This window comes from Providencia sp. PROV269 (assembly GCF_028477785.1).
Classification (GTDB): Bacteria; Pseudomonadota; Gammaproteobacteria; order Enterobacterales; family Enterobacteriaceae; genus Providencia; species Providencia rettgeri.
Map to the genome: position 1 here is coordinate 1 of NZ_JAMPLV010000021.1, position 13,944 is coordinate 13,944.

Annotated in this window: 12 protein-coding genes; 1 reads left to right on the plus strand and 11 read right to left on the minus strand. The window is 40.7% G+C overall.

Features of this window, described 5'->3' with window-relative positions; genetic code table 11:
• Nucleotides 1-80 precede the first annotated feature (80 nt).
• The 7 genes from PR683_RS19150 to PR683_RS19180 all read right to left on the minus strand — a co-directional run bounded on the left by PR683_RS19150 (nucleotide 81) and on the right by PR683_RS19180 (nucleotide 7,104).
• Nucleotides 81-791: an ArsR/SmtB family transcription factor gene (locus PR683_RS19150; RefSeq protein ID WP_109913266.1), complete on the minus strand. Its 711-nt coding sequence runs from the start codon at nucleotides 789-791 to the stop codon at nucleotides 81-83.
• Nucleotides 772-1,179: an amino acid-binding protein gene (locus tag PR683_RS19155; protein WP_109913267.1), complete on the minus strand. Its 408-nt coding sequence runs from the start codon at nucleotides 1,177-1,179 to the stop codon at nucleotides 772-774. The genes PR683_RS19150 and PR683_RS19155 overlap by 20 nt, the downstream gene beginning before the upstream one ends.
• Nucleotides 1,172-1,495 (minus strand): antibiotic biosynthesis monooxygenase family protein, encoded by a 324-nt coding sequence (locus tag PR683_RS19160; protein WP_109913268.1) that lies wholly within the window; start codon nucleotides 1,493-1,495, stop codon nucleotides 1,172-1,174. The genes PR683_RS19155 and PR683_RS19160 overlap by 8 nt, the downstream gene beginning before the upstream one ends.
• A 118-nt stretch (nucleotides 1,496-1,613) precedes the next feature.
• Entirely contained in the window at nucleotides 1,614-1,946 is a 333-nt protein-coding gene (locus PR683_RS19165; RefSeq protein ID WP_184957451.1) for a YfiM family lipoprotein, read from the minus strand.
• A gap of 67 nt (nucleotides 1,947-2,013) precedes the next feature.
• Nucleotides 2,014-3,369, minus strand: a complete 1,356-nt coding sequence (pssA, locus tag PR683_RS19170; protein ID WP_109913270.1) for a CDP-diacylglycerol--serine O-phosphatidyltransferase — start codon at nucleotides 3,367-3,369, stop codon at nucleotides 2,014-2,016.
• A gap of 159 nt (nucleotides 3,370-3,528) precedes the next feature.
• Entirely contained in the window at nucleotides 3,529-6,174 is a 2,646-nt protein-coding gene (locus PR683_RS19175; protein WP_272581944.1) for a bifunctional acetate--CoA ligase family protein/GNAT family N-acetyltransferase, read from the minus strand.
• A gap of 228 nt (nucleotides 6,175-6,402) precedes the next feature.
• Nucleotides 6,403-7,104: a tRNA-uridine aminocarboxypropyltransferase gene (locus tag PR683_RS19180; protein WP_109913272.1), complete on the minus strand. Its 702-nt coding sequence runs from the start codon at nucleotides 7,102-7,104 to the stop codon at nucleotides 6,403-6,405.
• A 169-nt stretch (nucleotides 7,105-7,273) separates the two neighbouring features.
• Between PR683_RS19180 and PR683_RS19185 the strand changes: the two genes are divergently transcribed.
• Nucleotides 7,274-8,368 (plus strand): tRNA/rRNA methyltransferase, encoded by a 1,095-nt coding sequence (locus tag PR683_RS19185; RefSeq protein WP_110731775.1) that lies wholly within the window; start codon nucleotides 7,274-7,276, stop codon nucleotides 8,366-8,368.
• A gap of 151 nt (nucleotides 8,369-8,519) precedes the next feature.
• On the opposite strand, the gene emrB is transcribed toward PR683_RS19185, so the two are convergent.
• From emrB to PR683_RS19205, 4 genes are all read right to left on the minus strand, one after another.
• Entirely contained in the window at nucleotides 8,520-10,058 is a 1,539-nt protein-coding gene (emrB, locus tag PR683_RS19190; protein WP_272537974.1) for a multidrug efflux MFS transporter permease subunit EmrB, read from the minus strand.
• Nucleotides 10,059-10,072: 14 nt separating this feature from the next.
• A complete protein-coding gene (emrA, locus tag PR683_RS19195; RefSeq protein WP_123382164.1) occupies nucleotides 10,073-11,254 on the minus strand; it encodes a multidrug efflux MFS transporter periplasmic adaptor subunit EmrA in 1,182 nt (393 codons plus the stop codon).
• Nucleotides 11,255-11,470: 216 nt separating this feature from the next.
• Complete coding sequence (mprA, locus tag PR683_RS19200) at nucleotides 11,471-11,986, minus strand: transcriptional repressor MprA (protein WP_109913276.1); 516 nt, start codon at nucleotides 11,984-11,986, stop codon at nucleotides 11,471-11,473.
• A gap of 663 nt (nucleotides 11,987-12,649) precedes the next feature.
• Nucleotides 12,650-13,849, minus strand: coding sequence for an MFS transporter (locus PR683_RS19205; protein WP_109913277.1), 1,200 nt, complete (start codon nucleotides 13,847-13,849; stop codon nucleotides 12,650-12,652).
• Nucleotides 13,850-13,944 lie beyond the last annotated feature (95 nt).

A 13,944-nucleotide genomic window follows, 5' to 3' on the forward strand; every position in this document is an offset into this window, starting at 1 on the left:
ATCGAAGCCTCGTGATGAAAATCGCGAGGCTTTTTTGTATTGATAACATACTGAATTTTATCGATAATGCCTATTTTAGGTTAACCGATATTAATATCAAAAATACGTTTTAAAGCTTTTTTACCATTGGAAGTAAAAGTAATTTCTCTATAGCCTTTTGCTTTATCTATCCATCTATTTTTTTCAAAGAATTGTAGTAGCAAGGCTCCTGCAAGTCCTCCTAGGTGCATACGCCTTTCACTCCAATCCAAGCAAGCGCATGCTATTTTTCGTTTTGTATGAGGAATAATATCTATCCCAAATTTTTTAAATTGCGCCATACCAATATCTGATAACTTGTTTTCTTTAGCGGTAAACCAACCATTTTTATCCATAAATTCGTAGATCTGAACAGCAACTTCCCCTGCTAAGTGATCATAGCAAGTACGTGCTTTTCGCAGATGAATAGGTGTTGCTATTGTTGGGGTATACTCTAATTTAATGGATACCCCCATTAATGTTTCTAATAATTCGGCAATATCTGAGCCTGCAAGTCGGTAATACCGGTGCCTTCCTTGAGATAGACAGCTAATTAAGTGGCTATTTAATAGCTTAGTGAGGTGTGCGCTCGTTGTTGATGGTGCTATATCTGCAACTGCACTTAATTCTGTTGCTGTCCATGCCCTACCATCCATTAATGCACACAAAATGCTGACTCTTGAAGGGTCAGCAATCGCAAATGCAACTTTTGCGATAGATTTCTCTAATGGTTCTTTTTCTTCAATGAGAATACTATTTTTGCTTGGTATCATATGGTAGGTTTTCCCACTTCTTTGTAACTTCAGTAGTTAATATATTATTGTCTGTTATTAATATTAGCCTGTTATTATGGTCGCTATATTGGACTAAGATATTAATTTGGTGGCGTGCAAGCAGAGAAACAATTTCTCCAAGTTCGCCTGGGCGTTCTTGTTTTAATTTACGGATCACAGGTTTTGAAATACTTTCAATCTTCAGCCCTACTGTAGCCAGAGCATTGCTTGCTTTTTCTGGCTGGGTGACGAGAAAGTGAGCATGGCTTTTTCCTTCGATAGAAAAAACACCACCACCTTCAAGGCCAATACCATGTTTCCCTAATGTTGTCGCCAATAGTGCTAAAGCACCCACTTGGTTTTCAATAATCACATGAATATCATACATTAAAATTATCCTCTTTATTGAATGAGTAATCCTTTAGGGTATTAGCAATTCGAATTCTATAATGAGAAAAAATGGTTTGTTGTCCTTCAACTTGTGCTTCAATATGCATGAAATGTTTTTTCCAATTTTTTACGGCTTCTTCTGTTTCCCACCACGAAAGTGAGAGAATTTTTCCTTCAGTGGTTATACTTTGAAAACGTTCAACCGAAATAAACCCTTCTATGCGCATAAGTTCAGATTTTAGTTGACCGGCTAGTTCAAAATAACGATTTTTTTGTTCTGGTACTGGGATGGCTTCGAAAATCACTGCGATCATGAGTCTCTCCTTAATATTGAGAGCTCAACTATAAAGGGTTAATTAAGAGATACTTCGATGGTGAGCGAAATATTGAAAATAGCAGGGGAATTTAAAAGAATGGGAAGTAAGGAGAGGGTTACTTTAAGGACTGATATAAACTATAACCCGCTATTGACCCTGCAACATCATAGGCAAAATCATGCCAACTCCACCCCGTACCAGCAGGCCTGCTGTCATAAAGCTCTTTTGCTGCGCCAAGAGAAACTGAGAATAGAATACCGAATATGGCAGCATCGCGGTGTTGTATATTTTGTTTGTCTGCATAAGCGTTACCCGATGCAGCCATAGCGGCTGAAAATGCAAAATGTTGTGCTTTATCTTTGCCTTGCCAATTGTCATTGGACCAATGAAAACCACTGCATCCTGTGATGGAAAATATAAGTAAGCTAAAAATTAATGGCTTAAACATATTAGGTATCATTATCCAGATGATGAATGTAAAAAGCGTCACTTAAGTGACGCTAAATTGAGATGTATTATAAAATCCGACTAATTAACCGATCCACTCGTATTCGACGTAGACGTCGGATTAATTTTTTCACTTTAACAGGATAGGTTTGAATACTGTCTAATTCACGAAAATGGCTAACAACCTTAGTATGAGTTCGAATACACTCTAGCTCGTGATTGCGTTGCTCTTGCAACTGTTGTTTTGGGTCGTGAATTAATACTGCGTTTTCAAGATCTAACCCCCAAGCGCGTGGGTTTAAGTTGTTACCCGTGATCAATTGCCAGTGATTATCAACCCACATTCCCTTTAGATGATAGGTATTGTCTGCGTCTTTCCAGAGCCTAACTGTTAACTGCTGGCTATCAATAAAGCGTTGCAAGCGACTAACAAAACGGCGCAGATTGATCTCATAAAGGTATGGTAACGCACCAATTATTTTAAAGGGTTCTTCAGGTGGGATGTAGAAGTCATTGGCAGTTTTGTCGCCAATGATAATTTCTACTTGTTTGCCATCACGGAGTAACCGACTAATAACTCTGACTAACACCGCAGGTAAATTAAAATAAGGCGTGCAGATTGTTAGTTTATTATTTGTTGCACCCATTAAATGAGTGATAACACGGTTTAAATCGTTTTTCTTGCCGAGGCCAACAAAGGGAGTGACAGACAACTCATCATTTGATGCGTTTCCTGAAAATTGATAGGACGCTCCCCGTAAGCCCAAACGAAATTGCTTAATTAGGTGCTTAAACTCAGCTGTTTTTGGCCGATTCGGTGTATTTAATAGATGAATGGCATCAGACTGTAGTAATGCGTCATCAATAAATTTTTTCATTGATGCGGTAAGTTGGCTGTTTTTGATAAGGTGATAACGGTCATAACGGTATTTATTATGACGCTGTAAATAGACGTCATTAATACTTGCACCGCTATAGAGCAGAGTATCATCAAATAAAAAGCCTTTTAGGTGCAGAACACCTAGTGCTTCCCGTGTATTTACAGGAATACCGTAGATAGGAATTTCAATTTCAGGGTAATGTTTTGCAACATCGTAATACCAATCGGCGTTTGTGGCATTTGCAGCAGCCCCTATCCGGCCTCGTTGAGCACGGTGCCAGTCTACGAGAATTTTGATATCCAATGATGTATTAGCTTGTTTTGCAGCATATAGAGCATGAAGTACGTCTTTACCTGCATCGTCTTTCTCTAAATACAAAGCCGTTATGTAGATAGTATTTTGAGCCTGAGAGATTTGTTTAAGCAGTTCATCACGAAAATCTTCTGTCTTATATAGCGTTTTTACATCAGCAATTTCTTGAGATAGTTTTGGCAAACTGACCAAATATTGTTGATGTTTTGCTTGTTTTAATTTTGACAACATCACAGTGTGAATTTTCTCTTATTAGTCTAATAGCAACTCGCTTTGCGCACATTTTTAAGCGAATGATCTATGGATGATAGCATATTTAGCCAAACCATTTAGTATAAATTGACGACTTGTTTAATTACTATACAAGTTGAGCCGTATTCTTGGATATTTCTATAAGTGCAGTGTCAGATTAACTACTCCATCTTCAAACTGAACGTCAATTTCAAAGCCGAGTTTTTTCGCTAGGCTAATCATATTACGGTTTTCAGGCATGGTTATTGCCGTCAGTTTTTTAATGCCGTGGCTCCGAGTATAGTTAAGTAACTTTTGCATCAGTTGATAACCGAGCGTTTGCCCCTTCATGTCGGAACGAACCAGTACTGCAAATTCAGCTTCTTGGTTATCAGGATCCGCCATAGCCCGTGTTACACCTATAATTTCAGGAGCTGTATTGGGGTTTCTTACCGCAACAAAAGCCATTTCCCGATCATAATCAATCTGAGTCATATTGGCGAGATCATCATGGGTAAACTCACTAATTTCGCTAAAGTAACGATAATAAAGATCCTCTTTAGTAACTTGTTCTATAAAGGATTTTAGCAAAGGCTCATCTTCAGGGAGGATCGGACGTAGTAAACAGGTAAGGTCTTCTTTTAAATGAATCGTTTCTTCGAGTTCACTAGGGTAAGGGCGAATTGCCAGCCTAGATGTTGTTGCATCATCTGTTGGGCTTAGAGTCATGGAGACATCAAGTAAAGTGAATTCATCCCCTGAGGCAAGTAATGGGTGAATGTCTAACCTTGTAATATTTGGGCAATCAATAATTAAATTTGAAACGCGCACTAATAAAGCTGACAACCCTATGATATTTAAAGGTTCTAAAGCACTTCGAGATTTGATTTTGTAACTTTTGATGGCATTGATAACTTGGTAGCGAGCTAAAGCCATATTTAGCGGGGGAAGAGCGACAGCAGCTTGGCTCTCTTGTTGCCACTCAATACCACCTTCTCCTAACATGATGAGAGGGCCAAAAACAGGGTCTAGCTCAACAGCGATTCTGAGTTCTTGAGCGCCAGCTCGATTGGCCATACTTTGTACCAACAGGCCTTCAATTCGTGCATTAGGGAAATTTGTTGAAACACGTTCCATAATCGCTTTAGCTGCATCTTCTACCTCTTTAGCATTGCGTAAATAGAGCATGACCCCTTGTACTTCTGACTTATGAATAATATCAGGAGAGCGTAATTTCAAGGCGACGGGATAGCCAATTTTTTCTGCAATTTCAATGGCTTCATTACTAGAGTGTGCTATCCATGTGGGTAAGCTATTTAACCCGTAGGCTTTTAAAATAGGTTGAACTTCATGTGTATCCAAGTGTAGCTTATTATTTTCCAGTGCTTGTTGAATATATTCATGAGCTTGTTGAGTATTCGCTGTAATACCAATAGGTAAAGCCGGAGTTTCTTTGAGTTGTTTTTGGTTACGGCGATATTCCACCATATGCATGTATGCTGTGATTGCCCCTTCTGGAGTACGGTAGGTTGGGATCCCTGCTTCACTAAATAGCCTGCGAGATTCTTGAGATGAATATTCTCCACACCAGTTGGTTAAGATGGTTAGCCATTTTCCTCGTGGGTGCTGCTTAATCGTTTTAATAATTTTTTCTGCCATGGCTTTACTTTCCGTTATCGCACTGGGAGTGTGGATAAGCAATAAAGCGTCATGGTCGTGGCTGTCGAGCATTTTGTTCAGTACATTGATGTAGCGCTCAACGGTGGAATCATCCCCCAAGTCAATTGGGTTTTTCGTCGATAAATCAAGAGGTAACAGGGAGCTTAATTCATTTTCTGTTTCAACACTTAACGTTGCAAGTTTGCCACTACGCAAGAGAAGTTCGTCTAATGCCATCGCTGCGGGTGCAGAACCGTTGCTCATAATAGAGAGGCGTTCACCGCGTAATGGTGTCATATAGCTTAATGTTTCAACCGCAGAAAACATTTCGTGAGTATCTTGCACGCGAAGTAGCCCAGCACGTTGGATAGCGGCGTCATAAGCGGCATCTAGGCTCGGTTTATCGCCTAGAAGTTCTTGTGCTTTGCGGGTTCGACCGCTTTTTATTACTAATATAGGTTTATTACGTGAAGCACTGCGAGATGAGGATAAGAAACGTCGCGCATCACTAATACTTTCGAGATACAGCAAAATGGCACTGGTTTTGCTATCACGGGCTAAATAATCGAGTAAATCGTCAATATCAATATCGATGCTATCACCAAGGGCAATAAAATAAGAAAAACCGATGTCTCGGTGCCTTGCCCAATCCAGAACGGTATTTGATACAGCAGCAGATTGTGAGATAAACGCGAGTTTCCCTTTTAAGATTGGAATCGGGGAGAAACTGGCATTCAATCCTTGCCATGGGGCGAGAAAACCGAGGCTATTCGGGCCTAATAGGCGAATTTGATATTGCTGGGCGACTTTTTTTAATTCATTAAACTGAATGGAAGGGGATGATAAAATAATAACCACTTTACAGCCGGCTTCCCCTAATTGCTGTAAACAGGCGATATTACGTGAGTAATGCGTGCAGATAACGGCAAGGTCGGGTTTGAGTGGCAATTTATCTATGGAAGGATAAGCAAGTACGCCAAGGACAGAGTTTCGGTTTGGGTTAACAGGTAAAATAGGGCCTTTAAAGCCGCTGGTAAGTAGGTTTTTCATCATCACCGAACCTGCACGGCCAGGATTTTCAGATGCTCCAACGACAACGATAGACTTTGGCCTGAATAAAGATTCTAACTGACTGACTAAACCCATAGTTGATAACCCTTTGCTTTGCTGAACGAGATAAGCGTTCAATAGGTAAAAAGTGGCTGAGTGATACTTATGAATACTATGCCTTATCTTTGCGATTGCGCTAGTTTATCTGGTGAGTTTAATTAATTTATACAAGCACGTTCACGTTTTATCAGCACGATTATCTAAAAGTTATCATTTAATGGTACTAGGCTCGAAAAGAAAGAGAAAAATAGTACCAATAAATAGTTAGAGATGAGATTCAGTGAGTAGCATCTGTGCGATAGGGTGATGCGGCTTTCCTTCAAGGTATTTTTGACGGAACAAATTGAAATGGCTAAAGAGTTGTTGTGAAGCGTTTAAATCTCCCGCTAATTCTAAAACGGTAGCTGCAACTTCAGCGGTACAATGTTGCTCTTCCCTTGATGGTGTACGTAGTAAGTAATCACTCCTTGCTTTGGTATTAATTGAAAGCATTGGAATATCATTAAGATAAGGGCTTTTCCGAAACATTTTACGTGCTTCTGGCCAGGTCCCATCGAGTAAAATAAATAAAGCGGGTTTATCCGACAAAGTAGGCTCGTTGACTACGACGCGTTCATTTTGAGCGTAGCTTTCTGGGAAAATGAGGTAAGGTTGCCTTGTGGTGTCTTGTAATGCTGCCAGTAGCTGCGCATCAGGCTCTGTCCTTGACCACTGAAAGGCCAAAGTGTTGGGCAAAACATCCGCAATCAATTTTCCCGTATTGCTTGGCTTAAATACTTCACCATCAAACATAATCAAGCAGAATTGACTTTTTGCTTGTGACGATACGGTATCTTGGCACAGGCATTGTGGGATAGGTAACAAGCAATATTGGCAACGTTTTACTCGGCAGCCTCGCGCTTTAAATGGTTTAGTTGATAATGCGAGGCGCTGTTGACGCAAGTGATAAACGGCATTCGAAGTCATGTTGAGTGATATTTTTTAGGTCTAAAATGAAGGCACATATTGTACGCAAAACGATTTCTATGCGATAGAAGTATATTCAATAACTTTTAGATGAGATAATAGTGTGAATCGGTAGCGTAGCCATGCAACATCATGTAATCTTCGCGCCATAGCTTAGTAGGGGATAGTGATGAACGACTCGAATGATTTTAGTGGTAAAAACGGCAAAGTAAAAGTGATGTATGTCCGCAGTGAAGAGCAGGACAATAATAAAGGTAATGACAAACGCCGAGGCGGTGGCCGTGACGATAGGCGTGGTAATGACAAGCGTGGTGGCGATAGACGAGAGGGGGCCCGTCAAGATCGTGGTGGCCGCTCAAATCGCCCTGAAGGAAGTCGTGAAGGGCGTCGCTCCGATAACCGAAATGAGGTATCTCGTGAACGTTCGCCATGGCGCACTGTTTCAAAGCCAGATAGCGAAGAATTAGCGAATGACCACGGCGGAATTGTTGGCAAGAGTCAAATAGATCCTGAACAACTACGTAAGCAGCGCCAGGAAGAAACTCGTATCTATGGTGAGAATGCCTGCCAAGCTATGTTTAAAAACCGCCCTGATGCGATTGTTCGTGCATGGTTCTTACAATCCGTTACGCCGCGTTTTCGAGACGCGTTAAAATGGATGGCGGCAAATCGCAAGGCTTACCACGTGGTAGATGACGAAGAGTTATCGAAAGCATCAGGAACCGAACATCATGGTGGTGTCTGTTTTATCATCAAAAAACGTGGTGGAATGAGTGCGGATGCGTATTTACAACAAGCCGCAGAAAAAGATTGCGTATTGGCACTTGAAGATGTGGGGAATCCACATAATCTAGGTGGAATGATGCGTAGTTGTGCCCACTTTGGCGTAAAAGGCGTTATTTTACAAGATGCTGGCATGTTGGAGTCAGGTGCAGCAATTCGTACCGCAGAAGGTGGGGCTGAGCATATTAAGGCGATTGATGCTGATGGGCTGACTGACACTTTGGATAAATTCCGTAAAGCAGGCTACACCATTGTGACGACTTCCAGCCATAAAGGCAGTCAAGATCTCGCAAAAGCGAAGTTACCCGCCAAAATGGTACTAGTTTTAGGCCAAGAGAGTGATGGTTTAAGTGATAGTACGTGGGATCAAGGCGATATGAGTTTGTATATCGGTGGAACAGGTAAAGTGGAAAGCTTGAATGTCTCTGTTGCAACGGGAATTATGTTGGCCCAGTGGTGGCAACAAAACCAAGTTAAATAATCCTTACGTTTTATAAGAAAAATAAAGCCATACATAAAGGATGCATATCCCAGTTGTATGGCTTTTTTATTTCTGTCATGAAGACAACTTACTGAATCAGTAAGAGTATTTTGCCAATAGCCTCCCATAAAATTATATGGGGTTGGGCTGATTAATGAGCACCACCGCCGTCTTTCGAACCTGCCCCAAATGGTGGCTTAGCGAACCAGACAATGACCATTAGTAGGATGAAAATTCCAGCTGAGAGCCAAAATATCTCATTTGCTGACATAATCAGTCCTTGGTCAGTGATCGTTTTAGCGAGGTATGCCGAACTTTGCTGCTCATTCATACCAATTTTTGCCAGCTCGCTGTACATCTGTTGGGCATTTGGGTTGTATGGGTTAACAAATTCAGTGAGGTTTTCATGATGCATTGACTCTCTTTGGGTCCACATGGTCGTTGTGATTGATGTCCCGATGGCTCCAGCTAAGGTACGAGTGAAGTTAGATAAACTGGATGCAGAGGCCATTTTTTCTGGTGGTAGGCCAGATAATGTAATGGTTGTCAAAGGCATAAAGAAACAAGCGATAGCTAAACCTTGCACAAATTGCGGCCAAGCGGCCTCGGCAAAACTCATTTCAGGTTCGAATGTATAAGCACGCCAATAGTAACAAACTGCATAGATAATAAAGCTGAATGTCACTAAATAACGCATATCAATTCGGTTACCAAAACGCCCTATAATTGGCGTAATCAGTAGCGGTAATAACCCTACAGGAGCAGAGGCTAGCCCTGCCCAGGTCGCAGTATAGCCATAAACCTCTTGTAGCAATTGCGGCAGTAGTACAATCGTCCCGAAATAGAGCATGTAAGCCAAACTTAGGGATAAACAGCCAATCGTAAAATTGCGTTCTTTAAACAGGGATAAGTCGATGACGGGATGGTCATCGGTGAGTTCCCAGACAATTAAGAAGGCGATAGCGACAACGGCAATAACGGTTAGGACGATAATTTCAGTCGAGTTAAACCAATCCAGCTCTTTGCCTTGGTCAAGCATGATTTGTAAAGCACCAATACCGACAACCAATAGTACCAAACCAATAGTATCAATACGCTGAATAGATATTTTAGTTTCACGGCCTTTTAAGGTACGCATGATGGCAAAAATGATTGCAATACTAAATGGCACATTGATAAAAAATATCCAGCCCCAATGGTAATTATCACTAATATAACCACCAAGAATCGGTCCGCAAATAGGTGCAATAACGATAGTCATTGACCAAAGGGCGAGGGCCATGTTGCGCTTGGCAGGAGGATAATTATTAAGCAGTAGGCTTTGAGACAAAGGAATGAGAGGCCCTGCGACTAAACCTTGTAAAACACGAAATAAGATCAACATCTCTAGGCTGCCAGAAATACCGCACAGCCATGAAGTTAAAGCGAACAAGCCAGTGGACCATAAAAATAGCCTGACTTCACCGATTCTACGCGCTAACCAACCAGTAACAGGGATGGAAATTGCATTAGCAACACCGAAAGAGGTTATTACCCATGTTCCTTGTGAATTGGAAGCCCCTAAATTTCCAGCAATGGTCGGAATAGCTACGTTAGCAATTGTAGAATCAAGAACTTGCATAAATGTTGCCAATGAAAGGGCAATCGTCATCCATGCGAGTTTAGATCCCGTTAAAGGTGCTGTCGTCACGATTGCACCTCCACCTATTGATTCTCTAGGTTATTATTAATTATCTCAGTAACTATTTTGTCTGCAGGAGACATATCCACAGCTAATGCAGCAGTATGATAAGCAGGAGTAGCGCGCATCCCTTTAGAAAGCACTTTGCCGTTTTTATCTAATGTATCAACCGTAACTTCGGTGGATAAACCGATACGTAGTGGATGCTCTTCAAGCTGAGTTTCATCTAAGGCAATACGCACGGGGAGGCGTTGGACTACCTTGATCCAGTTACCACTGGCATTTTGTGCAGGTAATAAAGAGAATGCGCTACCTGTTCCCATATCAAGCCCAACTACAGTACCGTTAAACACGATATCTTTACCGTAAAAATCAGTCGTGACTTTCGCAGGTTGGCCGATACGCATGTCCGCAAGTTGTGTTTCTTTAAAGTTCGCATCAATCCACATACCATTGGAAGGGACAATGGCCATTAATGGTGTTGAAGGGGTAATTTGTGAACCCACTTGCACACTGCGACGTGAAACATAGCCATCAACAGGGCTGACGATCTTCGTCCGTTGTAGGGTGAGCCAAGCGTTTCTAACTTGTGTCGCGGCCTGTTCTACTGCGGGTTGTTTTTCAATTTCGGTATTCAAAACAATGGCTTGATTAGCATTATATTGTTCTATTGCCATGTCTAATGCTGCTTTTGCACTGACAACGGCTTCTCTCGCGTGTTGTAGTTCTTCTTTACCGATGACATGGCTACTGCCTAAAACTTCGCGACGTTTTAAATCATTCTGTAAGCGGTTTAATTCAGACCGTTTTACGTCAATATTGGCTTGTAGCTGGCGGCTATTAACCATGTGCTGGCGAGTCTGGCGTACACTGTTCGCTAATTCTGTTTTTGCTTTATCGAGTGTTAATTCTGCATCACGTGGGTCTAGTTCAACCAAAACAGTTCCACTTGTCACGAAATCGGTATTATCCACATTGACTGTCATAACGCTCCCAGAAACTTGGGATTGTATTTGTACTTGGTTACCCGCGACATAAGCGTTGTCAGTTGATTCATAGTGGCGAAGAACGAGATACCAGTAGACCACCCAGCCAACGCCTATAATAATAAATAATAGAGTCAAAAAGATAAGCGCACTTTTGCGTTGTCTTTTTTTATTTCGTTGGGGAGTTTGCGTTTGTTGCATTTCCTCAGGGGAACTCATACTCGTATTTCTCCACTTCTATGGATAAGGATCACGGTTGTTTCCAGTAGTTAGGTATTAACCACTGGAAACTGAGACTACAAATGATTTTGCTGTTTGATGGGATATCGTAAAGCATAAGGCTGAAAGGATAATGAAATATTATTGGCTGAAAAGTATTTTTTCAGCTTTGAGCTAAAGAATGGCTCAAATACATTAACCTTACAATTTCTGTGGTCAATCTTTTATAGTATCTAGTTTTGTCAGTAATTTACGCATCAGCGTGTCAAGCTGTTGTTTTTCATCAGTATCTAAAACAGACCAAATATCAATTAATGCGCTGTGTTGAGGTGGCAATAGACCATTTAAAAATTCAGTCCCTTTTTCTGTGAGGTGTAGATGAAGGCAACGTCTATCGTTGTGACTTTCTTTGCGTTCAATCCAACCATTTTTTTCCAGTTCATCTGCAATTCGTGTCGCATTGGTTCTTGAGGAACCAAGAGCAGCACTGAGTTCAGATGGCTGAATACTGCGGGAGTCTTTTGTATCAAGGATCATGAGTGCCATAAACAGTGTTTCATTGATACCTTGAGACCTTAACATATTATTCCGAGTTTCAAGTAATTTTCCATGAACATGCATGCATAAGCGTGTTAGCAGAATTTCTTGATACGGAATAGGACTTTCATGTGAATCTTGTTGTTCTACACGAGCATTGAGTAGCTCTTCAGTCGGTGTAAATGAACTTTCCATTATTGGGATACCTTATTAGTTTCAGTTGGTAAGATTACAACTGTCATCAACCATCTAAATGGTATATTAAAAGATAGAATTAGCAATTATACTTAATTAATATCGCCGATTTTATTTTGATAATGATACATGATTCATAAATTTTATGAATGTAATTCGCCAGTTTTAGCATAGCCTATCGACTATTTCACTCAGAGTGCGTTAATTTTGACTATAAAACAACCAACCTAATACTAAATTAAAGGCTAATTCCAATCATACAAAACAATATATAATCACATGACATTAACTCAATACCATTTTTTTTGTTACCCAATAATTACAAGTTAGATAGATATTTTCAATGCGTAGGTGTAATTACTTATTTTTGTATAATTAAAACATTATTTGATGAAACAGTAATTTAATTTATTAACAGGAATACTACCTTTTTATCGAGTCATTGTATTTGTTTAACTGTGTCATTCACTAATATTTACTTTGTTTACTATTACAGTTGATAACTATCAGTTCTGTGATGGGCTGTTTATTTATTCAATATTCAACGTATTGGATGGATAAAATTGAACCGTATATTTTTAATGCATTATAACTTTTTATATATTGATGTGTGGGCTCGTTAATTTTTATCTAAAAACGTATTGATATCGGTATGAGTCATATTTAGTCATCAGTTGTGGTGATGACGGGATCAAAGCGAATCCCTATAGACCAAATAATTAAACTTATGGTGGTCAAGATTGCACCTGCAACCGCAACACCCTCCCAACCCGCATGTTCATAGGCATAACCTGAAAGGAGAGACCCTAGAGCGCCTCCAATAAAATAACTGGTCATATAGCCAGCGGTTAGGCGGTTACGAGCTTCTGGTAATATACGATATAACGTACTCTGACTAGTGACATGGACGGCTTGCACTGCAAGGTCTAACACTAATACACCAATGATAAATGCAACGAGGGAATATTTAGCTAAGCCGATAGGTATCCAGGACAATAGCAATAATACCAATCCAATAGTCGTAATGCGCTTTCCTTTTCCTTTATCGACAAGATGCCCTGCTTGGGAAGCCATAAGTGCACCTGCAGCACCGACTAAGCCAAATAAACCAATAGTCCCTTCGGAATAATTGAATGGCGGGCTGGCTAACAAGAAAGCCATTGCGGTCCAAAGTAAACCAAAATTAGCAAATGATAGTGCACCGAGAGAAGCGCGTACCGCGAGCACTGGAGTGCCGAAAAATAGCCGGCCAATAGAGCAAATCAGCTGAAAGTAGTTTAAGTTAGTTTTTTGATGATAACGTGGAAGTTTAATGGCTAGAACAATCATTAATAGCATCAATAGCGCAAAGGCCACCCAATAGATAGCACGCCAGCCACCGACCATAGCAACAGCACCCGATACAGTTCTTGCAAGTAAAATACCTAGCAATAAACCACTCATAATCATTCCTACCGCTTTGCCTCGTTTATGTGGCTTAGCAATAGATGCCGCGAGAGGGATCAGAACTTGTGCAACAACAGAAAATAGCCCTGTAAGGGCGGTACCTAAAAGGATTTGCCAAATATTATTTGAAAGCGCTGTAATTAATAACCCTAATGCAGAAAGAAAGGTCATGGTTAAAATTAAGCGTTTACGCTCAAATAAGTCGCCCAAAGGGACTAAAAATAGTAAACCTGCGGCATAACCGAGTTGGGCGGCGGTGACAATAAACCCAGCCATATTGGTTGTTAAATTAAACTGCCCCGCAATGGTCTCTAAAAGCGGTTGAGCATAGTAATTACTGGCAACGACAAGGCCTGTGGCAATGGCCATTAAAATAGTGAGGCCCGTTGTCAGCTCTGCAGTTTGGGTCTGTTTCATGAGGATTACCTATTATTAGCTAGGTGACTACTATAAACAAAATTTATTACCTTGGTTTATTTCTTTTTGTCATTGATGCAAAAAAGCCACCGGTT